Genomic DNA, 23,864 nt, shown 5'->3' on the forward strand with positions numbered 1-23,864 from the left:
GCTGCGCCATCCGAACGCATCGGACTCTTCGGACGCTTCGGACGGTGTTTTGGAGTCCGGCCGCTCCGCTCGCGGCCTTCAATCCAGCGCGCAGATATCCGGCAGGCCGCGCAACGCCCCCGCATGGTCCAGCCCGTATCCGACCAGGAACCGGTTCGGCGCCTCCCAGCCGACGAAGTCCGGCTCCGGCGCACGCGGCTTCGGCCAGGGCTTACGGGCGAAGACGCAGGTGACGACCTCCGCGGCCCCGGCTTCCTTCGCATGGCGCACGGCCTCGGCCAGCGACAGGCCGGTGTCGAAGACGTCGTCCAGGATCAGCACCTTGCGGCCCTCCAGCGAGCGTTGGAACGGCGCATGGACGTCGATCCGGCCCCGGCTCGACTGTTCGTCGCCGTAAGAAGCCAGCCACAGGGCGTCGAAGCGGACATGCCGCCCGGTCCGCGACAGGGCGCGGGTCAGGTCGGCGGCGAACCACAGGCCCCCGGTCAACAGGACGGCCGCGACCGTCTCGTCGTCGATGACGGGCGCGATCCGGGTCGCGAGATCGGCGACGATGCGCGCGACCTCGGCTTCGGGGAGAAGGACGGTGGGCGTCGGGGGAGCTTCAGCCATGCGAGGCGGATACCGCCCCGGACCGGTGGCTGTCGATAGGCTAGTGCCCCGCCGCCGGCGCGCGAGCCGGTTCGGCATGGACAGGAGCCGCATCGACAGGCGCCGCATGACTGGTCGGCGCCTGGTCGATCAGGGCCGGACGCAGGCCGTGGTCGTCGGCTTCCGGCAGGGGACGCGCGTGGGCGGCCGGCGCGGCGTGGTCTTCGCCGTCAGCCGCCGGAGCCTTGTCGCCCTTGGCGAAATCGACGCCGACATCCACGCCGTGGGCGCCCGGATCGCGGATCATGACGGCGAAACCCTTGACCCCGCCCGGCAGGACGGGCGCGCCTTCCAGCTCGACCAGGGCGTGACCGACCTCGGCCCCGTGGGCGTCCAGGAGGGCGACACGCACCGGCGGGGCGACGATCTCGCGGTCGCGCACGTTCCGAAGAGCGCCGGACACCATCACCATGTCGGGACGGTCGGTCACAGCCTTGGCGCTGACCGCCTCGAACTCCAGCCCGACCGCGTTCACCGGCGAACCGACCATGGCGTAGGCGGCGGCGGCGCGGGGATAGAGCTCCACCACCTCGACCCGGAACAGCCACCCGGCGGCCAGAAGCCCCACGAACATGCTGGCCAGACCCGCCCAGACGGCCCCGTGGGTCGCGGCGCGGCGCAGGCGACGCTGCTGCTCGGCCCGAGCGCGGAAGGCCTTGGGCAGTTCCGGCGCGGGGGTTTCGGGCGAGACCTGCGGGGCCTCCTCGAAGGATTTCGGCTCCGGCGCGGGCGTCGGGGCGCTCTCGGCGGTCAGCTCCAGAGGCTCGTCCGTCGGCATCCCGTGCCAGACGTGCGAGCAGGACTGGCAGCGGACCTTGCGCCCGGCGGGCGGAATCGCGCCGTCGGGGGCGAAATAGCTGGTGGCGCAGGACGGGCAGGTCAGTATCATGGGCGGCTGACTGCGAGGCCGCTCGCCGGCCCCCTCCTGTCGGAACGCGACGCGCTCCGGTCCATACGAAAAAACTCGATGCCTCAGTCGCCCCGTCGCGCCGCCGAATCCGCGCCTTCGCCCGAAACCGTCCGCCTGTCGGCGGTCGGGTTCGGCTATGCCGAATCGCCCGGCGTGCTGCGGGACGTTAACCTCATCCTGCCGCGCGGCTCTTTCCACTTCCTTACCGGGGCGTCCGGAGCGGGAAAGTCTTCGCTCCTGCGGCTCCTGACCCTGTCCAGTCGCCCCGACGAAGGCCGCATCAGCCTGTTCGGTCAGGACGTGACCCAGGTCACCGCCCGCGAGCGTCCGGAGTGGCGTCGGCGGATGGGCGTGGTCTTCCAGGACTTCCGCCTGCTGGACCACCTCAGCGTCTTCGACAACGCCGCCCTGTCGCTGCGGGTGCGGGGCGGCAAGCGCGCCGACTACGCCGCCGACGTCGAGGAAATGCTGGCCTGGGTCGGGCTGGCCCACCGCGCCGACGCCCTGCCCACCACCCTGTCGGGCGGCGAGAAACAGCGCCTCGCCATCGCCCGCGCCGTCATGTCCAAGCCCGAGCTGATCCTGGCCGACGAACCGACCGGCAGCGTCGATCCGGCCATGGCGGACAGGCTGCTCAAGCTGTTTCAGGCGCTGAACAAGCTGGGCGCCACCGTCCTGATCGCCAGCCATGACGAGGACCTGGCCAAGCGCTCCGGCGCCCGACGGCTTGTGCTGAAGGACGGTCGCATCTCGGGGGCCGCCTCGTGATCCGCTGGTCCACCCTGTTTGGTCCCGGTCCCGCGAGGGTCCGCAAGGCCGCCCGGCCCGAGAGCGGCCTCCTGCCCCGCGACGCGGCCGGAGAGCGCTGGCTGGCCGCCGTCATCGCCGTCCTCTGCTTCCTTGCCTCCCTCGCCGCCGTCGGGGCCCTGGCCGCCGACCGGGCCGCCAGCGGCTGGGCGCGCGAGCTCCGGGGCGAGGCGACGGTTCAGGTCCGCCCCCGCGTCGGTGAAAGCGGAGACACCGCCGCCGCCCGCGCCGCCGAGACCCTGGCCGGGGTCAACGGCGTGTCGGAGGCCGCCGCCATGGACCGGGCTACGGCCGAGAAACTGCTGCGGCCCTGGATGGGCGAGGCCGTTCTGGACGAACTGCCCCTGCCCTTCCTCGTCACGGTCCGCCTCGACCCAGACGCCCCCGCCAGCGCCCTAACCCTGGGCCGGGCCCTGGCCGAAGCGGGTCTGGACGCCACCGTCGACGACCACAGCCTGTGGCGCGGGGAGGTGGAGCGGTCCGCAATGCTGATCACCATCCTGGCCCTGGCCGCCTTCCTGACCACGGCCTTCGCGGCGGGCGCGGCCATCATCTACGCCGTGCGCGCGGGCATTCAGGCACGCCGGTCGGTGATCGAGACCCTCAGCCTGTCCGGCGCCACCGACGCCGCCATCGGCTGGCTGTTCCAGCGCCGCTATGCCTTGCTCGCCCTTGCCGCAGGCGCCGCCGGATCGGCTGCCGCGATCGCCCTCCTGACCCTCCTCCGGGCGCTCGGCGGATCGCAGGGTCTGACCCCTGCCCTGCCCGTCGCCTGGACCGACATTCTGATGCTCTCGCCATGTCCGCTGGTCGCGGCTACGGTAGCGCTTGCTGCGGCGCACCTGAGCGCGCGCAGGGAGTTGGCGAGGCTTGGCGCGTCCCAGGTCGGCGGCTAGAGATTAAGCATGAAGTTTCTGGCGCTTGTCGGGATTGTCGTCCTGATCTGGCTGGTGGGGCTGTTCGCCTTCGCCGACCGGGTGCGCAACTTCACGCCTGCGCCCGAGCCGGAGCGCGCCGACGGCATCGTCGCCCTGACCGGCCCCTCGGCCGAGCGGGTGAACGCCGCCATCCGCCTTCTGGAACAGGACAAGGGCGAGCGGGTCCTGATCTCGGGCGTGAACCGCGAGGTCCGCCGTCAGGAACTGCGCGAGCTGACCCCCGGCTCCAACCGCCTGTTCAACTGCTGCGTCGATCTGGGTTTCGAGGCCGAGACCACCAACGGCAACGCCCAGGAGATCGCCGCCTGGGCCCGCGCCAAGGGCTATGAGCATCTGATCGTCGTCACCTCCGACTACCATATGCCCCGGTCCCTTTTGGAAATCCGCAGCGCCGCCCCGGATCTGGAGCTGACCCCCTACGCCGTTTCCACCCCGTCGCTGGACAACTCGCGCTGGTGGCGGGCGGCGGTGACGGCCCGGCGGATGACGCTGGAATACGTCAAATACCTCGCCGTCCTCGGCCGCGAGACCCTGCACAAGATCACCGGCCGCGACGAAGCCGTCGCAACGCCCACCACCGAAGAAGCCGCCCCCGCGTGAAGTCACTCCGCACCTTCCTGTTCGTCGTCTGGTTCTATCTGTCGATGGCCGTCATCGCCGTGGGCCTGTCGCCGGCGCTCGTCATGGGTCACCGCCAGGCCATGGGCGTCGTCCGCCTGTGGGCCAAGGTCGCGCTGTGGGGTTACCGCTGGATCGCGGGCGTGAAGGTTCAGACCCTGGGCGCCGAGCACGTCCCGACCGGCCCGGCTCTCGTCGCCTCCAAGCATCAGGGGCTTCTGGATTTCGTCGCCCTGATCGCCGTCCTGCCCGACCCCTGTTTCGTGCTGAAGAAGGAGCTGACCCGCATGCCCTTCCTCGGCTGGTTCGGCGTGAAGACCAGGATGATCGCCGTGGACCGCGACGGCCACGCCAAGGCGCTGAAGGACATGGTTCGCTCGGCCCGCGACCGCCTCGCCGAGGGCCGCCAGATCATCATCTTCCCTGAAGGCACCCGCGCCGAGGTCGGCGCCGTCCCCGACTACAAGCCCGGCATCGCGGCCCTGTATCGCGAGCTGGAGGTCCCATGCGTCCCCGTCGCCACCGATTCCGGCGTCTGGTGGCCGGCCAAGGGAAGCATCCCCCAGGGCGTCGCCACCTTCGAGTTCCTGGAGCCCATCCCGGCCGGACTGAAGCGCGCGCCCTTCATGGTGGACCTGGAACTGCGCATCGAGACGGCGTCGAACGCGCTTCTGGAGCAAAACGGCCAGCCCGCGCGTTTGGACCGCGCCTGAGCCTCCCCGCCGGGCGCTTTTCGACGCCCGAGGATTCATGTCGCTTCGCCTTCTGCTGCTCTCCGCCGCCTTCACCGCCGTGGCGGGCTCCGCCTTCGCCCAGTCCCAGCCCTATGAGCAGGTTGAGGCGCCCAGGACCTGGCGGGTCGATGTCGGCGGCGGGATCACCCACGGCTTCAGCGCCACGGGCAATACGGGCGAGGACATCAACTACACGGCCTGGGGCTCGGCCAACTATCGCGACATCGTCTACGCCAACGGTCTGGACGGCCTGGGCTGGAACGCCCTGATGACCGACGACTTCCGGGCCGGCGTCCAGTTGCGGCCCCGGTTCGCGGCGGGCGATATCGAGGGCTCGACCCTGGACCGGCCGGACCTCGGCGCCGATGCGGCCGTCTATGCCTACAAGCGGCTGCCGGGAAACATCGTGGTCGGCGGGCGGGTCCAGCATGACGTGACCGGCGACGACGCGGGCCTCAGCTACTTCGCCTCCATCGGCCATCGGCGGGTGACGCCGGTGGGTCTGTTGAGCGTCAGCTCCTACGTCACCGGCGGCAGTGACGAGCGGCTGCAACGCTACTACGGCGTCACCCCTGCCGAGGCTCCCGGCAGCGGCTATACGGCCTTCGAGCCTCAGGGTGGGCTGTCGGGCGTGGGCGCCGTGGCCTTCCTGGCCGTGCCGGTCGGCGACCGCTTCGGCCTGGGTGGCTTCGTCAACTACGAACAGCGTCTGGGCGACGTCCGGAACAGCCCGCTCATCGAGGACGAGGGCGTCTGGCGCGCGGGACTGATCGGCGTGGTCCGGTTCTCCAGCCCCGACTAAGCCGCACGCGCTCTGCGGCGGCTGAGATCGGTGACTTGCACTGTTCTGCGAATTTCGAGTGCAAGACAGTGCAAGCCAAGCGTCCCGGCCACGGAGAGCCGGTCGTCATCGGACAGTAGGCATCAGCTCACTTTTCAAAGACCCGTTTTGATCTGGGTCTGGAGAGGAGCGACCGCAAGGCTCAGCAAGAATAAATTCTTTCCGCCGCGCCTGACCTCGGCCCGAGATGAAAAGTCAGCTTGCGGCGAACTCGCTCAGGGCGTCGATGACGGCGCGGTTCTGATCTTCCGTGCCGACCGTGATCCGCAGGCCGTCGTGGATGCCGTAGCCGCCGACCGGACGGACGATGATCCCCTTGGAGTTCAGGTATTCGCTCGCGGCGGCCGCATTGCGCTTTTCGTCCTTGAACAGGACCAGGACGAAGTTGCCCGCCGACGGCAGGACCTCGAAGCCGAAGCCACGGATGGCCTGGGTCAGGCGCGGACGCCAGGTCTGGACCAGGTCGCGCGAGGCCTTCTGGTGCGCCTCGTCGCCGATGGCGGCGGTGGCGGCGTCCAGCCCCGGGACCGAGACGTTGAACGGCAGGCGGATGCGGTCGACGGCCTCGGCCACGGCGACGGGGGCATAGCCGAAGCCGATGCGCAGGCCGCCCAGACCGTGGATCTTGGAGAAGGTGCGGGTGACGACGACGTTCGACGCCTCCTTGGCCAGCGGGAAAGCGGTCTCCCAGTCGGCCTCAGCCACGAACTCGGCATAGGCCTCGTCGATGACCAGCAGGATGTGTTTGGGCAGGGCCTCGTGCAGGCGGCGGATCTCTTCGCCGGTGTTGTAGCTGCCGGTCGGGTTCGACGGGTTGGACACGTAGACGATCTTCGTCCGCTCATCGACTTCGGCCAGCAGCGCGTCCACCTCGGCCTTGTAGCCGGGCTCGGGCGCCAGCTTGACCTGGGCCTCGCAGGCCTTGGCCGAGATCCGGTAGGCGAGGAAGCCGTACTGGCCCGTGACGATGTTGTCGCCCGGCTGCAGATAGGTCTGGTTCAGAAGGGCGAAGACCTCGTCCGACCCATTGCCGAAGATCAGCCGTTCGGGCTCCAGACCGTGGTGTTCGGCGACGGCGGTCCGCAGCTTGGTCGCGCGACCATCCGGATAGATGTGGATGTTCTTGAGAGCGGCCTCATAGGCCTCGCGGGCCTTCTGGCCGGCGCCGAGCGCATTCTCGTTCGACGACAGCTTCATCGGCTCGGCGATGCCGACGATCGACGACTTGCCGCCGACATAGGGGGCGATGTCGAGGATGCCGGGCTTGGGCGCGGGTGCAGCGTCGGTCATGGAACTCTCTTGAGGTCAGAACAGGGGAGCTGAGCCGATCACGCCGGACAGCGAACCGGGCGCATCGTTCAGCCGCCCGTCTTCGGCCTGCACATAGCCCGCCAGCATGAAGAGCTTCAAGCCGCTGACCGAGGCGAGCGGTTTGCCGACAAAGCCGCAGACGCCGAGCGCCTCCACAATCTTGCCGTCCGACAGGCCGGAATCCGTGACCCAGAAGGTGCGATCCTCGCCCGTCGGGCCGGTCGGCGTGGCCGCCACCATCAGGGCCGCCGGGACGCCGTGGCGATCGTCCGGCAGGGCGGCGATGACCCGCAGCTCCGGCCGAGCCAGAAGCTTGCCCCACCACGGGCGGGGCCCGCCGAGGTCGATCAGGGCGCGCGCCCCCCTGGCGACCTGGGCCAGGGCGGCGTCCGAGTCCGCCACCGCCTGGGCCGACAGGCCGAACCGGTCGGCGGCGAGCACCTGGGCCACCGGCCCGGCGGTCACCAGCGGGCCGCCGGTCCGCGCCTCGATCCGCCCCCACAGGGAGCGCAGCATGGCGGACTGATGCACGTCATAGCTCTCGGCCAGCAGGGCGCGCAGGGCGATGACCGACGCATCCGGCGTCGGCTCGGTCCCGGCCTCCAGCCGCGCGGTCAGGGCCTCGATCAGGGCCTGATCCAGCACCAGCCGGTCGTTGTCGACCTTGGGCTCTTCCAGCAGGGCGCCGTGCTTGCGGGCCATCAAAACAGTTTGGGAGCCGGGACGATGGCGAAGGGACCGAGGAAGGTACGGCCGTCGCGGAAGGTCAGCTCCAGGGCCATGTCCTCGTCGCCCCGCACGGCGGTCGCCGCGGCGGCACCGGCCGCGCCGACCCGGTTGACCGAGCCCGACCCGGACTGGGCCAGACCGGCGATGGCGGCCATGGGCCTCACGGCCTGCAGCGCGATCGTTCCCTGAAGGCGACCGTCCGCCGCCGCCGACAGGGCGTCGCTGGACAGGGTCGCGCGGCTGTCGCCCGCCGACAGTTCGCCGCGCACGGCGGTGAAGCGGCCGCCTGCGCGGGTCCAGGCGGCGAAGACCCCGGCGGCGTCCGCGCCCTGAAGCCGGTCGGCGTTCTCGATCACGGTCTCGATCTGGGCGGTCAGCTTGCCGTTGTGCGCCATCCCCTCGACCGGGCCGCCGGGCCGCCCTTCCGCGTCGATCAGGCGGAACAGGACGTCGACGCTGGTCTCCACGCCGGGCGACCCGGCCGGGGCCAGATGCGGGCGGACATAGAGTTCGACCTTTTCGGCGCGGGAGATGGGGAAGGCCTCGGCGCCCTCATGGGCGGTGAACTCCGGCCGGGCCAGTTCGACCGCGATATTGGGCCAGCGCTGGGTCAGGCCGTGGACGCTGGCGCGGATCGCTTGACCGCGCACGGCCAACTTGCCCTTGCCCGGCCGGTCCACGACCAGGCCGTCGCCGACGATCAGCACCCATTTGTTCGGATCCCAGGCATTGGCCTCTGCCGCCAGCTGGGGCGCCGCGACCGCCAGACCCGAGGGCGCGGTCACGGAGACATGCTCGGCGCCCAGCCGCACGCGGAACGGCCAGCCGGTCGTGCTCATCCGCGAATAGGTCACGTCCCAGCCGCCGGCGCGCATCGCCTCTACCCGCTGGTCCAGCTGGGTCCTGACCTGCCCGGCCAGCACGAACCACCAGATCGTCCAGCCGATCAGGACGATGACGAACAGGCCGATGGGGGCGAACAGGCCGGAGCGCTTGTGGCGAGGCGGCGGAGCGTCGGTCATGGGGGCCTTTTCGTCGGTCGATCGAAAAACAGGGTCCAAACCGTCCAGACCGTCCATCCGGACAGGCGCAGAAGGCGGGTCGGTATGGGGCCGATCCAGCCTTGCGGCAAGATGCTGCGCCCTGCTGCCAGAATGGGATCGACCCCGTGCTACGGCCGTTCTGGCCATGTCAACGATGAGGAGAACGCCATGGAGACCCAGAAGCTGCACCGGGGTCGTCTGATCGACCACATCCAGTTGGTGGTGCGGGACCTGGACGCCAGCCGGACATTCTACGACGCCGTGTTCGGAGCGCTCGGGTTCAAGGTCGAGGGCGAGGGGCCGGGCTTCTTCTGGATCGACGAACTGTTCGTTTCGACGGCCTCGTCCGAGGCGGCCGCCGGGAAACTGACCGGCCGGCACCATCTGGCGTTTCAGGCGAAGGATCAGGCGGCGGTTCAGGCCTTCCACGCGGCGGGCCTGAAGGTCGGCGCGGAGGATCACGGCGCGCCGGGGGAACGGCCGTATCATCCGGGCTACTACGCCGCCTTCCTGATCGACCCGGATGGGAACAACATCGAGGCGGTGTACCACGGCCCGTACGAGCGTTCGGCGGAGAGCGTGGAGATTACATTCGACTCTTAGCTTTCCTTCTCCCCTTGCGGGAGAAGGTGGCGGGCGAAGCCCGACGGATGAGGGGTACGAGGACGCAGATCGTCTGGCTGGACCAGACAGCTCATCGGTTAGATCTACAGTCACCCCTCATCCGACCTCGCCTGCGGCTCGGCCACCTTCTCCCGCAAGGGGAGAAGGAATTATCCGAGGAAACCCTTCGTCACCTCGATCGCCTCGACCAGTCCCATCCGCTGTACCTCCGTCCCCGGCGGAAGCGCCGCGAACAGCCGCGTCGGCGTCGCCGCATCCAGCATGACAAACACCCCCCGGTCATCCGCCCGCCGGATCAGCCGCCCGAACGCCTGGGCGATCCGCGCACGGGCGAGGGCGTCGTCATACCCCTTGGCCCCGAACTTCTCGCGCCGCGCCATGTGCAGCAGGTCCGGGCGCGGCCACGGCACCCGGTCGAAGGCCAAGAGCCGCAAACTCCGACCTGGCACATCGACCCCGTCCCGCACCGCGTCCGTGCCCAGAAGGCAGCTGTCCTGTTCCGCCCGGAAGATGTCGACCAGCGCCCCGACCTCCAGCGGATCGACGTGCTGGGCGTAGAGGGGGATGCCGGCCTTCGCCAGATCCGGCCCCAGCCGCTCATAGACCGCCTTCAGCCGGCGGATGGCGGTGAACAGGCCCAGCCCCCCGCCCCCGGCCGCGAGGAACAGTTCGCGCATCGCCGACGCCGTCTGGCGCGGGTCGTCCTTGCCCAGGTCGTTGACGACGATGACCCGGCTGTTGGCCGCATAATCGAACGGACTTTCGACCTTCAGCGTCCGCGCCGGTTCGATCAGGCGCGCGGCCCCGGTCCGCATCCGCGCCATGCCGAAGGGATCGCCGCCGTCGGCCTCCGCCAGCGGATCCGAAAGCGTCGCCGAGGTCACCAGCACGCCGTGGCTGGGCAGGATGACGGCGGCCTCCAGCGGCACGGTCGGGTCGATCCAGTGGCGACGCAGGGCCACGTCGTGGATGCGGCCGAACGCGGTCTCGACCGACAGCCAGTCGACGAAATCCGGATCGGCCTCGTCGCCGCCTTCTTCGAGCGCCGCCAGCATGGAGCGCCAGCCGGGCAGGGTCATGCGGGCGCGACGGTCCAGACCGCGCAGAGCCCCCTCGATCCGGGCGCGCGAGGCCGGCTCCAGCTCGGCCGCCTCGTCGTCGAGGATGTCCTCCAGATGCCGGGCGAGGGCCAGGAGCGGCGCCTCGACCGCCGCGATGGCGCGAGCGGCCCCGCGCGCGGTCTCCAGCAGGGGGTCGGTCGCTGGCCGCACGGCGCATTCCGTGCCGAACTCCGACGCTCCGGACGAGGCGGCCTCGGACGTGCGGGCGCGGATCTGTTCCAACGCGGCCATCAGGAATTGTTCGATCGGCCCGACCGGATTGACCTCTCCCGACGGCGGGGCGATGCGGCCGGAGACCCCTTCGCCGGGCAGGGCGGCGGCGGCGCGGATGGCGTCCTGAAGCGACTTTCGCGCATGCTCGTTGTCGCCGACGAGATCGCCCAGCCGCTGTTCCAGCCCGCGCCCGCGACGGCCGCGCCCCTCGGGTCCCCGGATCCAGCGCCGAAGCTCGGCCGCCTCCTGACCAGAAAGACAGGCGGAAAACGCGCTGTCCGCCGCGTCGAACAGGTGGTGGCCCTCGTCGAAGACGATGCGCTTCAGGGCGGCGGTCTCTCCGTCCTGCTTCAGGCCGCGCGCCGAGCGGGCGCCGTCGAAGGCGGCCTGGGTCATCACCAGGGCATGGTTGGCGACGACGAGATCGGCCCGGCGGCTGGCGCGGATGGTCTTCTCGACGAAACAGGTGCGGTAGTGGGGACAGGCGGCGTGAACGCACTCGCCGCGCCGGTCCACCAGATTGCCCGCGCTCGCCTGCTGGCTCGCGGGCGTCGCGAACAGGCCGGGCAGCCAGCCGGGGAAGTCGCCGCCGGTCATGTCGCCGTCGCGCGTGTGCATCGCCCAGCGGCTGGTCAGGGCCAGACCGATCAGGTCGCCGTTCCCCAGTTGGGCCGCCTGAACCATGTCCTGAAGGTTCAAGAGGCACAGGTAGTTCTCGCGCCCCTTGCGGACGACGGTCTTCTTCTTGCGTTCGGCGGCGTCGGGCCACAGGGCCGCGCTCTCGCGGTCGATCTGGCGTTGCAGCGCGCGGGTGTAGGTCGAGACCCAGGCCGCTCCGGCGTTCCGCTCGGCCCACAGCGACGCGGGCGCCAGATAGCCGAGGGTCTTGCCCGTGCCGGTCCCCGCCTCGGCCAGCAACATGCGGGGTTTGCCCTCCTCGTTCCTCGGCGAGAAGGCGTAGGCGGCCTCGGCCGCATAGTCGGACTGGGTCGGACGGGTCTCGTCCAGACCCGAGGCCTGCAGCAGTTTCTCCAGCCGGATACGGGCGGATTCGGAATCGACCGGAGCCGAGCCCGCCTCCCCGCGCGGCGCCTCGTCCTCCCACTCCGCCAGCCGCGACCAGGCGTCGAGGCCCGACCCGCGATACTGACGCTGGCGCAAAGGTGCAGCCTGCAGCGCGCCGGAAACCCGCCAGGCCCACGACCAGCCCGCACGGCCAAGCGTCTCGGCCAGGGTGAAGGCGTCCTCCCGCCCCGGATAGGCGGGATCGGCCAGCTCCTTCAGTAGCATCGCCGCTGCGTCCCGCAGGGCCGAGGCCTGCGCCTCCGCCCCCTTGGGCTCCGCCATGCCGAGCGCGAGGGCCAAGCCGCTCGGCGACGGCGCGCAGAAGCTCGCCGGCCGCACGAAGGCCCACAGCTCCAGCACGTCCAGCAGATCGCCCGACCGCGCCGGCGCCGACAGTCCCAGCCGCCGCGCGGTCAGCGAGGCATGCGCCACCAGCACCGGCCCGCCGGTGAACACCCCCTCGGCCGCCCCGCGCCCGATCTTCCGCGCCCCCTCGTCATCGCAGATCGCCCCCGCGCCGGGCGGCACGGCGAGCGCAGCGGGCAGGACCAGCCACGGCTCGGCGCCGGTGAGGCGAGATGGAGCGACACTCTCGACGATCACAGCTATCGCTTCTTGTCTTTCAAAGACTTCGCGATCTGACGGAGTTGGTCTTCACCCGCCTTTTCATTTTCAAGCCGCTGCGCGGTCTTGAAGGCTTTGATCTCGCGAGACACGTGCGCCGTCGCTTTGGCATGGCTGATGGTCGTGGCTGCGCCGAACGGCTTGAGCGGCCTACCATCGAGCTTGATGAGATCGCGAAGTTTGATCTGGAACTCGCCCAGGGTCGTCGAGCGTCGCTGCTCGGCTTGGCTGTCAAAAAACTCCAGCATCAGACTGGTGATGTGATTCAGAGCCTTGATCTCCGGCTCGTGGAGGAGATTTTTCGCCGTGCCCGCCTCACTGACCGTAGGCATCCGGCCCTTGAACGTGACGACCCCGGCATCTGGTTGCCGATGGTCCACGCGCTCGACGATCAACTCGCTGGCTGTCTTCTGGAGTACCGCCCAGTGCAGGGTGTTCTGAATGTCGGCGAAGAACTCGGTGTGCTGGCTCTTGTCGCGGGGATCGTAGTCCACGCAGAAGGACGCGAGTTCCAGAATTCGCGTCCACATCCGCTTTTCCGACGACCGGATATCGCGGATGCGGTCGAGCAGCTCATCAAAGAAGTCTGGTTTGCCATCCGGATTCTTCAGCCGGTCATCATCGATGACAAAGCCCTTGGTCAGGTAGGCCATCAGCACCTGGGTCGCCCAGATGCGGAACATGGTGCCGAGGCGTGAACTGACCCGGTAGCCGACCGCGATGATCACATCGAGGCTATAGAGGTTCGTCCGGTAAGCCTTCCCGTCCGCGGCAGTTATCCGGGATTCCCGGACAACTGAATCCTCTATAAGTTCGCCGTCGCGGAAAACGTTCTGGATGTGTTCACTGACCGTCCGGACGTCGATACCGAACATGTGCGCCATTTGGGCCTGCGTTGCCCAAAAGGTGTCTCCGACCACGCGAAGTTCGGCGCGCACGCCATCCTTGGAGACATAGACGAGAAACCGATCACCGGTGTCTCCATCCTCTCGGATCGTGACGGGGCCTGAGGGAGTCTCGGTAGGCAGGTGGTCGTCGCTCATTCGAAAATCCTACCACCCACTGGAGTGAAACGGAACGGGAACATGCTATACGGGCCGGGTGACGTCGCCCGCCGCACAGTTGCCGCCCCTCTTCGCCGACTGGTTCGCCAGCCGGGGCTGGAGCCCGAGGCGGCATCAGCTCGAGATGATCGCAGCGGCGAACGCCGGATCGCACGCCCTGCTGGTCGCGCCGACGGGCGGCGGCAAGACGCTGGCGGGCTTCTTGCCCAGCCTGATCGACCTCGCCGAACGCGGGCCGCGACCGGAGTTCGGGCCGGGCAGCGGGATCCACACCATCTATGTCTCGCCGCTGAAGGCGCTGACGACCGATGTCGAGCGCAACCTGATGACGCCCATCCGAGAGATCGGGCTGAACATCCATGTCGAGAGCCGCACCGGCGACACCAAACAATCCAAGAAACAGCGCCAGAGGGACAATCCCCCGGATATCCTTCTGACCACGCCCGAACAGCTGGCCCTGTTCTGCGCCTGGGGCGGGGCGCGGGCCTATTTCGCCGACCTGAAATGCATCGTGCTGGACGAGGTCCACGCCATCTGGTCGGGCAAGCGGGGCGACCTCCTGAACCTCGGCCTCGCGCGGTTGCAGAGCTTTTCGCCGGGGCTGAGGCGGGTGGCGCTTTCGGCGACCATCGACGATCCGGGACTGATCGCGGAGTGGCTTATGCCCCACGTCCCTTCTCCCCTTGCGGGAGAAGGTGGCGGGCGAAGCCCGACGGATGAGGGGTACGAGGACACAGATCGGCTGGCTGGAGCAGTCGGCTCATCGGCGACATCTACGGTCACCCCTCATCCGACCTCGCCTGCGGCTCGGCCACCTTCTCCCGCAAGGGGAGAAGGGATCGTTGTCGTCAAAGGCGACCCCGGCGCCGTGCCGATCATCGACGTGCTGGTGTCCGAGGGCCGCGTGCCCTGGGCCGGGCACACCGGCCAGCACGCCATCCCGGAGGTCTATGAGGCCATCAAGCGCGCTCAGCTGGCCCTGATCTTCGTCAACACCCGCTGGCAGTCGGAGTTCGTCTTCCAGCGGCTGTGGGAGATCAATGACGAGAACCTGCCCATCGGCCTACACCATGGGTCGCTGGCCGCCGAGCAACGCCGCAAGATCGAGGCGGCCATGGCGCGCGGTGATCTGCGCGCGATCGTCTGCACCTCGACGCTCGATCTCGGCATCGACTGGGGCGACGTCGACCTGGTCATCCAGATGGCGGCGCCCAAGGGATCCAGCCGTCTGGTCCAGCGTATCGGTCGCGCCAATCACCGGCTCGACGAACCCAGTCGCGCCCTGATGGTCCCCGCCAGCCGGTTCGAGCTGCTGGAATGCCAGGCGGCGCGCGAGGCCGTGGCCGACAACGCCTTCGACTGGGAGCCGCACCATATCGGCACGCTGGACACCCTGGCCCAGCACGTCATGGGGGTGGCCTGTTCGGAACCCTTCGATCTCGACGCGCTCCACGCCGAGGTGACCTCCTGCGCCCCCTATCGCGGCCTGACCTATGAGGCGTTCGAGGAGGTGGTCGATTTCGTCGCCACCGGTGGCTACGCCCTGCGCACCTACGACCGCTTCGCCCGCATCGTGCGGACGCCCGAGGGCCGGTGGACCGTCCGCAACCAACTGGTCGCCCAGCGTCACCGGATGAACGTCGGGGCCATCGTCGCGGCCGGAACCTTGAACGTGAAGGTGGCGTCGCGGAGGCGCTCCGGCGCCGGCGGCGGATCGGCCAAGGCCTGGGTCACGGGCCGCAAGGTCGGCGAGGCCGAGGAGTGGTATTTCGAACAGCTGACGCCCGGCGACACCTTCGTCTTCGCTGGCCAGGTCTGGGCGTTTCAGGGCATCGACGGGATGGACGCCCTGGTCACCCACGCCACCGACAAGGACCCCAAGATCCCCTCCTGGGGCGGGTCGCAGTTTCCGCTGGGCACCTCACTGGCCGCCCGCGTTCGAGCGATGGTCCAGGACCGCGACCACTGGCGCGTCCTGCCGTCCGACGTGCAGGAGTGGCTGGAGCTTCAGGACCAGCGCAGCCTGATCCCCGATGCCGACAGCCTGCTGATCGAGACCTTCCCGCGCGGCAGTCGCCATTTCCTGGTCGCCTATCCGTTCGAGGGGCGGCTGGCCCATTCGACGCTCTGCATGCTGCTGACGCGCAGGCTCGACCGGCTCGGCGTCGGGCCGCTCGGCTTCGTCGTGACCGACTATTCCCTGGCCATCTGGGCCATCAAGCCGATGGACGGTCTGGATTGGGACGCCCTGTTCCAGCCCGACATGCTGGGCGACGACCTCGAAGCCTGGCTGGAGGAGAGCTTCATGATGAAGCGCACCTTCCGCAATTGCGCCCTCGTTTCCGGCTTGATCGAGCGTCGACAGCCGGGCGCCGAGAAGACGGGGCGTCAGGTGACCTTCTCCACAGACCTGATCTACGACGTGCTCCGCCGCCACCAGCCCGATCATCTGTTGCTCCGCACCGCCCGCGCCGACGCGGCGTCCGGCCTGCTGGACGTCGCGCGCCTTGGGCAACTGCTGAGCCGGATCGCCGGCCACATCCGCCCCATCGCGCTGGAGAAGCCCTCGCCCTTCTGCGTGCCGGTTCTGGTCCAGATCGGACGCGAGCGGGTCGGAGGCGACGCCGCCGAAATGATCCTGGAGGCCTCGGCCCAGGAGCTGATCGACGAGGTCATGGAGGACGCCCCGCCCGAACTGCAGGGGGCGGCATGAACGCGGCCCTAAAGGCGACCCTGACGCCCGCGCGCCGTCCGTGCGGGTCGCTGTCCGTGCGGGTCATGGGCGAGGCCTGCGTCCTGCGCTGTTCCGGCGCCCTGTGGTTGCCGGATCATGGGACGCTGGTGGCGGGCGACCTCCATCTGGAGAAGGGGTCCGCCTTCGCCGCGCGCGGCCAGATGCTGCCGCCCTACGACAGCCGCGCGACGCTCGACCGGTTGGAGACGGAGATCGCCGACCTGAACCCCGAGCGCGTCGTCCTGCTCGGCGACAGCTTCCACGATGCGAAGTCCATCGGCCGGATGGCGGCGGACGACCGGGCGCGTCTGGACCGGCTCGCCTTCGGGCGCGACTGGGTCTGGCTGGAAGGCAACCACGACCGGGAGGCCCTGACGGCGGCGGACGCCGATGCGGTCTCGCGCCTGCCCGGCCGGATCGTCGGCGACATGCGGTTGGGCGCCCTGTTCCTGACCCACGAGCCGATGCCGGAGGCCCAGGACGGAGAGGTGGCGGGCCACCTCCACCCCTGCGCCCGCGTCGTCGCCCATGCGCGGATGGTGCGCCGGTCCTGCTTCGTCACCGACGGGCGCCGCCTGATCCTGCCGGCCTTCGGGGCCTTCACCGGCGGGCTGAATGTGAAGGACACAGCCATCGCCGGCCTGTTCGCCCAGCCGCCGATGGCGGCGGCGCTCGGCAAGGACCGGGTCCATCCCCTGGCCTGGGCCAGTCTGGTCTGAGCGGAACCCGGCGTCGCACGGCGCGGTTTCAGTGTCTCACGGACAGGAGACCGCCATGCCGGACGCCGCCCCCACCCAGGCCGAGATCCTCGCCCTCGAGACCGCCTACTGGGACGCCATGAAGGCCAAGGACGGGAAACGCACCGCCGAACTGTCCGGCGACCCCAGCGTCGTCTCCGGCATGGCCGGGGTCATGACCATCCCGCGCGCCAAGATGGGCGCGATGACCGAGGAGGGCGACTGGACGCTGGAGTCCTACAGGTTCACCGACATCCAGTTCAGCGCCCCGACCCCCGACGTCGCCATCATCGCCTATGTCGTTGAACAGGCCGTGACCCACAGCGGCGAGCCTAGGACCTTCCGCGCCGCCGACAGCTCGACCTGGATCCGCGAAGGCGACGGCTGGACGTGTCATGCGCACACCGAGAGCATTATCGCCGACGCGCCGAAGACCTAGTTCCGCCGGAACACCCTCGACGCCGCATACCCCATCCCCGCCGCCAGCAGGACGCACAGGATGCCGTAGGTCCACGGCCTCCGATGGGCGAACTCGTAGACGTCGCGTTCGAAACCGACCTTCTCGACCGTCAGGGTCAGGTTCGACACACCCGCCGGAGCGCCGTCGCGGAACAGCCAGACCTCGGCGTGGTACTCGCCCGTCGGGGCCGTGGCCGGCAGCTCGACCTGGGCGCGGAACAGGCCGCGGTCGACGAAGCTGACCCCTTCGGGATCGGTGTTGTAGAGGGCCGCCGCCTCCTTCAGCCGGATCACGGCGCGACGCCAGTCGAGGTAGTCTTCGCCGAGGCGCGAGATGACCACGTCGCGCACGCCGTAGCGGGTGACGGTGCGGCTCTCCTCCGGCGCGTCGATCCTCAGGTGATCGACCCCGACGCCCAGGCGCCGCAGCTGGCCGAAGCCCGCGATGTCCGGCAGGGGCCGGGTCGAGGCGGTCATGTAGAAGCCGGGCGCCCCCTCGAACAGGACCGGGCGGCTGTTCAGCCAGACGCCCATGTTGCGGGTCTTCTTGACCAGACGGATCGGCTCGTCCGGCCCGCGCACCACCACGACCACGTCGGTCGGATCTTCGGTCGGATTGAAGACGGCGCCGTAGAGGACGATGTTCGCGCCCCGGAAGCTGGAATCGACCTGGACCCGCGCCTCGGTCAGGGCGGCGGCGACGCGCAGTTCGGCGGCCGTATCGACCGATTGCTCGGGCGCCGGGGCGACCACCGCCGGAGGGGGCAGGTCCTGCATCATCCGTTCGACACACCGGGCGCCAGAAGGAAGATGTCGGAAGGCCGGACGAACAGCTCCAGCCCCATCTGGATGCCGACGAACAGGATCAACAGGCCCAGCAGGGCGCGAAGAATGTCGGCCCGGAACCGACCCGCATATTTGGCGCCGAGTTGCGCTCCCACCACCCCGCCGATCAGGAGCAGGGTGGACAGGACGATGTCCACCGTCTGGTTCCGGCCCGCCTGCAGGATGGTGGTCATGGCGGTGGTGATGATGATCTGGAACAGGCTGGTGCCCACGACCACGCCCGCCTTCATGCGGAGCGCATAGAGCATGACGGGCACCAGGATGAAGCCGCCGCCGACCCCCATGATGGCCGAGAGCACGCCCGCGAAGACGCCCAGCCCCAGAGGCGGAATGGCCGAGATATAGAGGCCGGATTTCGGGAACCGCACCTTCCACGGCAGGCCATAGAGCCACAGCGGACGCCGCCGTTCCTTGTGCGGGGCGATCTCGCCTCGATGGCGGCGCAGGATCTCCGTCAGGCTCTCGCGCAGCATCAGAAGGCCGATGGCGCCCAGGAAGATCAGATAGGACAGGGCCACGACCAGATCGGCCTGACCCAGGAGGCGCAGGTAGCGGAACACCTCGACCCCGCCCAGCGCCCCGACGACCCCGCCGGCCGCCATGATGCCCCCCATCTTGAAATCGACCGCGCCTTGTCCGGTGTAGCGGATGACGCCCGAGGTGGAGGAGGCGACGACGTGGCTGGCCTGGCTGGCGACGGCCACGGTCGGGGGGATGCCGAGGAAGACCAGCACCGGCGCCATCAGGAAGCCGCCGCCGATGCCGAACAGACCGGACACGAATCCGACCACCGCCCCCAACAGAACCAGGAGCGGCCAGTTCACCGAAACCTCGGCGATCGGCAGGTAGATCTCCAAAGGGCGGGCCTTCGGCTGGAAAGTTACGTGAGGCGCCGGAAGGCGAACAGGATCGTCTTAACGGGGCCGGCGGCGTGGGGCCAGTGCATCAGGCCTCGAAAGGACGACGCCGCAGCCGGATCGCGAATGCGCTCACCCGGACGGCGTTTCATCACAGCGAACACAGCGGGGCACAGCGAGCACGGCGGGAGCGTCTACGCGGGATATCGTCGTGTCCGCCGTGGCTCGCTGTGTTCGCCGTGATGAACCCTCCGACATCAACGCAAAGCTGTCGCCCAAAGGATCGCCTGCGGCGCCTGGAACGTCAGGCGAGCGGTTCCAGGGCGAAGGCTTCCGCCTGGGCGCGGGCGGTCTGGCGCGCGGCGGCCGGGATGGTCGGGGCCAGCCGGTCGACGGCGGCCTGGGCCTGGGGGTCGCCGGCGCGGGCCGCGATCAGGTACCAGCGGTAGGCCTGGGTCGGGTTGGGCGCGATGCCCTCGTCGCCGTTCTCGTAGATGCGGGCGACGTTGTACTGGCTGTCGACCAGACCGCGATCGGCGGCCTTCTTGAGCCAGTCCAGGGCCTCTGGCCGGTTACGCGCGCCGCCGACGCCGTCGAACAGATACATGCCGAAGGCGTGCATCCCGGCCGCATCGCCGCCCTCGGCCGCGCGCCGCGCCCACAGGCGGCTTTCCTCCAGATTGGTCGCCACCCCGTTCTCGCCGGTCTGATAGAGGCCGGCCAGTTTCAGCTGCGCCTGGGGCTCGCCCAGATTGGCGGCGCGGGTCAGGGTCTCGACACCGGCCGGATCGTTGCGGTCCAGTTGCTCGGTCGCCTGGGCGAACAGGGTCTGGGCCTCGGTGCGGTCGGCGGGCGAAGCGTCCATCGGCGCATCGCCGGGGGCCAGGGCCAGGGCCGCGATCGGGGTCGCCGTCTCGGGCTCGCCCCCGCCGACCAGCTGGCTCAGGTCCGTGACGTCATAGCCGGTGACCCGGCCCAGGGAGATCACGCCGGCCACGACGGCCACGCCGGTGACCGAAGCCAGGAAGGCCTTCTTGGCCGTGCCGTCGCGCGAGGCCTGTTTGTCCAGACGCTCCTGCAGGCGCGACTTGCCGCCCTTCTTCAGACCGCCCAGGCCGAAGCTCGCGCGCGGGGCGGGCTCTTCGGCGGCGGCCGGGGTGTTCATGGCCGCGCGGGCGGCCGAGATGGTGTCGCGCGTCGAGGCGGCGCGACCGGCGGCCGCGCCGCCGCCCAGGCCTGCGCGCATGCGGCGGGCGTCGACGAACTCGGTTTCGGCGGCGAAATCGTCATCGCCGCCGTCGAAGGTGCGGGCCGAGGGGAAGCTTTCGGCGACCGGGGCGGAGAAGACCGGCTGCTGGATCGGCTGCGGCTCGACCTCGGCGATGGCCTCCAGGGCGTCGGACACGTCCGCCCCGCCGAAGCCGCCGAACGGCTGGGCCGCGGCGCCGAAGGGCGCGGGCTCGGCGGCCATGCGGTCGATGCCGCGCGGCGTGCTGGCCAGGCTGGGCTCGATCCCGGTCTCCGGGTCCACCGGCCCCGAGACCTGAGCCGGCGCGGGCGTCGGGGCGGCGGCGGACGGAACCTCGGGGAAGGGTTCGATGTCGTGGGACAGGGGGTCGATCGACCAGCCGTCGTCGTCCTGGGTCGCCGCGAAATCATCGTCCGGGAAGGCGGCGGAGCGCCAGTCGGGCTGGGCGAACTCGGCGACGCGAGGCTGGGCCTCGACGGGCGCGGCCGGCAGGGGCTGCGGGGTCGGATCGAACACGGGCGTCGGGGCGGGGGCGGGCGCGGCGGCGACCGGAGCCACCCGCTGGTCCAGGGTCTCGCGCGCCTCGGCCAGCAGTCTGGCTGTCCGTTCTTCCGACAGGCGCATCCGCTCGGCCAGTTCGCCCGAGGCGCGGTCGTAGCGTTGCTCGATCCGGTCCGAGCCCTCGCTCAGGCGGCGACCGATGTCTTCCAGCGCCTGGGCGGACTTGCGTTCCGACTGGGCGATGCGGTCGGCCAGACGGTCGGAGATGCGGGTGATCTCGACGCCCAGCTTCTCGATGGCGATGGCGTGCTGGTCGTCGGCGCGGTTCAGACGGTGCTCGATCGCCTGGCCGTAGCGGCCCATGTCGCGCTCGATCTTGTCGGAGACGGTCTTGGACAGCGCCGCCTCGAACTTCTCCAGACGGGCGTCGCCGGCGGTCTCCACCCGGCCCATGCGGGCGTCCAGGTTCTGGGCGATCCGCAGGACCTCGCGGCCCATGGCGTCGATGCCCTGGGCCGAGCGTTGCTCGGCCGAGCGCGCCTGTTCGGTCAAGCCGGCGATGGTCGCCTCGATGCGGGCCATCCGGCCTTCGCTCTCGGCGGTCTCCAGCTTCCGCATCATCTCGGTACGGTTGGCGTCGACCTGACGCGACAGGCTCTCGGCCAGCTTCTCGAAGCGGGCGGCCTCGCGCGCGCCTTCCGGCTCGACGCGGGTCTCGGCGGCGCGCAACCGCTGGTCCAGACCGGCGAAGGACCGTTCCAGGTTACGCAGAGCTTCCGACGTCTGGTTCTGGGCCGCGTCCAGACGCTCGCCCACACGGGCCAGCATCTCCGATCCGACGCCTGAGCCGGCGGCCTTCTCGACCGCCTCGATGCGCGAGATCAGGGTCTGGCCGTGGGCGCGGTTGCGCTCCTCCAGATCGTAGAGACGGCTGGTCAGGGCGGCGACGGCCGTGTCGGTCTTGGTCCAGGCGTCGGCCTTCTCGACCCCGTCCAGACGCTGGCGGACTTCGTTCAGGCCCGAACGCTGACGCTCCTCGATGTCGTAGAGCCGCCCGGCCAGACCGCCCAGGGCCTGTTCGACCTTGGAGATGGTCTCGGCGGTCTTGGGCCCCGCGTCCTGCTCGAACCGACGCAGGCGCTTGTGGCCTTCCTTCAGCTCGTCGGAGATGTCGTCGATGCGGCGGCCGTAATTGCCGGTCTGCTGGTCCTGCGCCTCCATGCGGCGCACCAGACCGGCCACCGCCTGGTCCACGCCCTGGATGGCGATGGTCGAGCGGCGCTCGGCGGCTTCCAGACGGGCGGCGATGGCCTCCACCGAGGCGGCGACGCGCAACAGGGTCTCGTCGTCGCGCGAGCCCATCTCATAGGCGTCGTCCAGACGGCGCGAACGGCCGCGACGATCGAAGGCCTGTTCGGCATGGGCGCGGCGCGGCAGGGGCGACACCCCATCGTCCTCGTCGTCCATGATCATGGTGTTCAGCCACTCGCCGAGCGTCATGCCCGACCGACGCGCCAGATCCTTGGCCACCTCGCGCGCTTTCGGGTCGATCCCCTTCACGCTCCAAGGCGCAGCGGCTGCGCTCACTGATTCGGCTCCCGACCCATACGACGCACGGTATATCGCCCATATCCGGGGTGTAAACGTGTCGTTAACCCCAACATCTTGACGGTTTGCCAATCACCTGTGGATAGGCCCCGGCATGACTGATTTCATTGGGCCGACATGGTTAACGCGCGGTGAAGATTAAGACCTCGGAAAGGGTTTGCTTGCGTCTTCGCGCCCTTCCCGCCACATCGCGCCCATGTCGATGACCCTGACCCTGTCCCTCCTCGCCGCCGCCCTGATCGTGGGCGGTTTCGCCGGCTGGCGCGGGGCGCGACCCAGCGACTTCCTGAAGCCCCGGATGGTGCCCTGGCGGTTCATCATGCTGCTGGCCGGGGCGTTGGCGTTCCTGCTCGTCATCCACCTGGGGACCTTGCTCGGCGTGCCCCAGCGCGGGACCTGAGCCGTTCGGAACGGGCGGCAGTCCCGGCGGTTATCCAGCGGAACACGAAACCGCAGGAGCCGATCATGGCCGACACCCTCACCGCCGCCGAAGCCGAAAAAGAGTTCTGGAAGTCCCTGAAGGAATCGAACACCGGCCTCCTCGGTCTCGACCAGCCCGGCTACCACGCCCAGCCCATGACCGCCTTCCGCGAGGAAGAGACCGGCGCCATCTGGTTCTTCACCCGTGACGACACCGACCTGGCCCGCGACGCCGCGATCGGTGGAGGCCAGAGCGCCATGTTCCACTACGGCTCCAAGGATCAGAACACCTGGGCCTGCATCCACGGCGAACTGTCGGTTCAGGGCCACGACCGCGAGATCATCGACCGCTACTGGAACCCGGTCCTGGCCGCCTGGTATCCGGAGGGCAAGGACGACGCCCACCTGACCATCCTGCGCTTCGACGCCGACGACGGCCGGGTCTGGGTCTCCAAGGGCGGTCTGATCAAATTCGCCTTCGAGGTCGCCAAGGCCAACCTGACCAAGACCCTCCCCAACGCCGGCGGCGTGGCGGACGTGAACCTGCAATAGGCAGCCCCGCCTCCGCGGCGGCCTACGGCTGATCGGGTTCACGCAGATCCGTCAGGCCTCGGGAAACAGCAACGGCTCGTAGTCGTAGGCGCCGTGCAGGACATGCAGGATCACGACCGCATCCGCGTCGATGCGGTAGAAGATCAGATAGGCGCCGTGGACCCGTCGCCGGACCCCGGATTGCTCGTAGCGGGCGACCAGCGGAAACCGCGACGGTCCACGGCCGATCTCCCTCGCCTTGGCGACCAATTCGGCGACGAAGGTTCTGGCTCTGCGCGGACTGTCGGCGGCGATATAGTCACCGGCGCCTTCGAGATCGGCCAGCGCCGCATCCGTCAGGACGACCTTCAAGCGGCGTCGCCGCCCGAATAGCGCCTGTCGAGCCGCCGAGCGGCCTCGTCGATGTCGACAACCCGGCCTGCGTCGGCGTCGGCCAGGCCGCGAGAGATGGCCGCGTCGAGGGCGGCCAGTCGCGTCTCGCGCTCATGGATCAGCCGAACGCCTTCGCGCATGACTTCGCTGCGGGAGTTGTACCGGCCGTCAGCCACAAGGCGCGTCACCACGCCCTCAAGCTGCTTGCCGAGATCGACGCTGCTCGCCATCCGAAC

General features: G+C 69.6%; 23 protein-coding genes. 11 read left to right on the forward strand and 12 right to left on the reverse strand.

Annotated elements, in window-relative coordinates:
• Positions 1–78 precede the first annotated feature (78 nt).
• Positions 79–612: a phosphoribosyltransferase gene (locus tag ACETK8_RS19475; protein ID WP_374037478.1), complete on the reverse strand. Its 534-nt coding sequence runs from the start codon at positions 610–612 to the stop codon at positions 79–81.
• 40 nt (positions 613–652) lie between these two features.
• Positions 653–1,540, reverse strand: coding sequence for an MJ0042-type zinc finger domain-containing protein (locus tag ACETK8_RS19480; RefSeq protein ID WP_374037479.1), 888 nt, complete (start codon positions 1,538–1,540; stop codon positions 653–655).
• A 78-nt stretch (positions 1,541–1,618) separates the two neighbouring features.
• Here ACETK8_RS19480 and ACETK8_RS19485 point away from each other — a divergent pair, with 78 nt between their 5' ends.
• Genes ACETK8_RS19485 through ACETK8_RS19505 form a run of 5 tightly spaced genes read left to right on the forward strand, consistent with a single transcriptional unit; the run spans position 1,619 to position 5,460 of the window.
• Positions 1,619–2,329: a cell division ATP-binding protein FtsE gene (locus tag ACETK8_RS19485; RefSeq protein WP_374037480.1), complete on the forward strand. Its 711-nt coding sequence runs from the start codon at positions 1,619–1,621 to the stop codon at positions 2,327–2,329.
• Positions 2,326–3,264, forward strand: coding sequence for a cell division protein FtsX (locus ACETK8_RS19490; RefSeq protein ID WP_374037481.1), 939 nt, complete (start codon positions 2,326–2,328; stop codon positions 3,262–3,264). The genes ACETK8_RS19485 and ACETK8_RS19490 overlap by 4 nt, the downstream gene beginning before the upstream one ends.
• Before the next feature lie 9 nt (positions 3,265–3,273).
• Entirely contained in the window at positions 3,274–3,906 is a 633-nt protein-coding gene (locus ACETK8_RS19495) for a YdcF family protein (RefSeq protein WP_374037482.1), read from the forward strand.
• Positions 3,903–4,637 carry a lysophospholipid acyltransferase family protein gene (locus ACETK8_RS19500; RefSeq protein WP_374037483.1) on the forward strand — a complete coding sequence of 245 codons (735 nt, stop codon included), beginning with the start codon at positions 3,903–3,905 and terminating at the stop codon, positions 4,635–4,637. The genes ACETK8_RS19495 and ACETK8_RS19500 overlap by 4 nt, the downstream gene beginning before the upstream one ends.
• 37 nt (positions 4,638–4,674) lie before the next feature.
• On the forward strand, positions 4,675–5,460 hold the full coding sequence (locus tag ACETK8_RS19505; RefSeq protein ID WP_374037484.1) for a MipA/OmpV family protein: 786 nt from the start codon (positions 4,675–4,677) through the stop codon (positions 5,458–5,460).
• Between the two features lie 234 nt (positions 5,461–5,694).
• On the opposite strand, the gene hisC is transcribed toward ACETK8_RS19505, so the two are convergent.
• Genes hisC through ACETK8_RS19520 form a run of 3 tightly spaced genes read right to left on the reverse strand, consistent with a single transcriptional unit; the run spans position 5,695 to position 8,561 of the window.
• Positions 5,695–6,789, reverse strand: coding sequence for a histidinol-phosphate transaminase (gene hisC / locus ACETK8_RS19510; protein ID WP_374037485.1), 1,095 nt, complete (start codon positions 6,787–6,789; stop codon positions 5,695–5,697).
• Positions 6,790–6,804: 15 nt separating this feature from the next.
• On the reverse strand, positions 6,805–7,512 hold the full coding sequence (locus ACETK8_RS19515) for a hypothetical protein (RefSeq protein ID WP_374037486.1): 708 nt from the start codon (positions 7,510–7,512) through the stop codon (positions 6,805–6,807).
• A complete protein-coding gene (locus ACETK8_RS19520; protein WP_374037487.1) occupies positions 7,512–8,561 on the reverse strand; it encodes a DUF2125 domain-containing protein in 1,050 nt (349 codons plus the stop codon). Before ACETK8_RS19520 ends, ACETK8_RS19515 begins: the two co-directional genes overlap by 1 nt.
• Before the next feature lie 189 nt (positions 8,562–8,750).
• Here ACETK8_RS19520 and ACETK8_RS19525 point away from each other — a divergent pair, with 189 nt between their 5' ends.
• Entirely contained in the window at positions 8,751–9,185 is a 435-nt protein-coding gene (locus tag ACETK8_RS19525; RefSeq protein WP_374037488.1) for a VOC family protein, read from the forward strand.
• A 170-nt stretch (positions 9,186–9,355) separates the two neighbouring features.
• Here the strand turns inward: ACETK8_RS19525 and ACETK8_RS19530 are convergent, their stop codons facing one another.
• Positions 9,356–12,208 (reverse strand): ATP-dependent DNA helicase, encoded by a 2,853-nt coding sequence (locus ACETK8_RS19530; RefSeq protein WP_374037489.1) that lies wholly within the window; start codon positions 12,206–12,208, stop codon positions 9,356–9,358.
• Between the two features lie 2 nt (positions 12,209–12,210).
• A complete protein-coding gene (gene rhuM / locus ACETK8_RS19535; protein ID WP_374037490.1) occupies positions 12,211–13,272 on the reverse strand; it encodes a RhuM family protein in 1,062 nt (353 codons plus the stop codon).
• A gap of 58 nt (positions 13,273–13,330) precedes the next feature.
• Between rhuM and ACETK8_RS19540 the strand changes: the two genes are divergently transcribed.
• From ACETK8_RS19540 to ACETK8_RS19550, 3 genes are read left to right on the forward strand one after another with little or no spacing between them, the layout of a single operon-like run.
• The gene (locus tag ACETK8_RS19540; RefSeq protein ID WP_374037491.1) at positions 13,331–16,006 is read left to right on the forward strand and encodes a ligase-associated DNA damage response DEXH box helicase; all 2,676 of its coding nucleotides are present in this window, start codon (positions 13,331–13,333) and stop codon (positions 16,004–16,006) included.
• Positions 16,003–16,746, forward strand: coding sequence for a ligase-associated DNA damage response endonuclease PdeM (gene pdeM / locus ACETK8_RS19545; protein ID WP_374037492.1), 744 nt, complete (start codon positions 16,003–16,005; stop codon positions 16,744–16,746). The genes ACETK8_RS19540 and pdeM overlap by 4 nt, the downstream gene beginning before the upstream one ends.
• A 55-nt stretch (positions 16,747–16,801) precedes the next feature.
• Positions 16,802–17,203 (forward strand): nuclear transport factor 2 family protein, encoded by a 402-nt coding sequence (locus ACETK8_RS19550; RefSeq protein WP_374037493.1) that lies wholly within the window; start codon positions 16,802–16,804, stop codon positions 17,201–17,203.
• Here the strand turns inward: ACETK8_RS19550 and ACETK8_RS19555 are convergent.
• The 3 genes from ACETK8_RS19555 to ACETK8_RS19565 form a co-directional block, all read right to left on the reverse strand.
• Complete coding sequence (locus ACETK8_RS19555; protein WP_374037494.1) at positions 17,200–18,000, reverse strand: TIGR02186 family protein; 801 nt, start codon at positions 17,998–18,000, stop codon at positions 17,200–17,202. The genes ACETK8_RS19550 and ACETK8_RS19555 overlap by 4 nt on opposite strands.
• Positions 18,000–18,926, reverse strand: coding sequence for a sulfite exporter TauE/SafE family protein (locus ACETK8_RS19560; protein ID WP_374037495.1), 927 nt, complete (start codon positions 18,924–18,926; stop codon positions 18,000–18,002). Before ACETK8_RS19560 ends, ACETK8_RS19555 begins: the two co-directional genes overlap by 1 nt.
• 304 nt (positions 18,927–19,230) lie before the next feature.
• Positions 19,231–22,263: an SEL1-like repeat protein gene (locus tag ACETK8_RS19565; RefSeq protein ID WP_374037496.1), complete on the reverse strand. Its 3,033-nt coding sequence runs from the start codon at positions 22,261–22,263 to the stop codon at positions 19,231–19,233.
• A gap of 217 nt (positions 22,264–22,480) precedes the next feature.
• On the opposite strand from ACETK8_RS19565, the gene ACETK8_RS19570 reads away from it, so the two are divergent.
• Entirely contained in the window at positions 22,481–22,684 is a 204-nt protein-coding gene (locus tag ACETK8_RS19570; RefSeq protein WP_374037497.1) for a hypothetical protein, read from the forward strand.
• A 65-nt stretch (positions 22,685–22,749) separates the two neighbouring features.
• The gene (locus ACETK8_RS19575; RefSeq protein WP_374037498.1) at positions 22,750–23,256 is read left to right on the forward strand and encodes a pyridoxamine 5'-phosphate oxidase family protein; all 507 of its coding nucleotides are present in this window, start codon (positions 22,750–22,752) and stop codon (positions 23,254–23,256) included.
• A 51-nt stretch (positions 23,257–23,307) separates the two neighbouring features.
• Here ACETK8_RS19575 and ACETK8_RS19580 read toward each other — a convergent pair whose 3' ends face one another.
• The gene (locus tag ACETK8_RS19580) at positions 23,308–23,607 is read right to left on the reverse strand and encodes a type II toxin-antitoxin system RelE/ParE family toxin (protein ID WP_374037499.1); all 300 of its coding nucleotides are present in this window, start codon (positions 23,605–23,607) and stop codon (positions 23,308–23,310) included.
• The gene (locus tag ACETK8_RS19585; protein WP_374037500.1) at positions 23,604–23,858 is read right to left on the reverse strand and encodes a type II toxin-antitoxin system ParD family antitoxin; all 255 of its coding nucleotides are present in this window, start codon (positions 23,856–23,858) and stop codon (positions 23,604–23,606) included. The genes ACETK8_RS19580 and ACETK8_RS19585 overlap by 4 nt, the downstream gene beginning before the upstream one ends.
• Positions 23,859–23,864: the final 6 nt, after the last annotated feature.

The sequence above is a fragment of the Brevundimonas staleyi genome (assembly GCF_041893865.1).
Lineage (GTDB): Bacteria > Pseudomonadota > Alphaproteobacteria > Caulobacterales > Caulobacteraceae > Brevundimonas > Brevundimonas staleyi.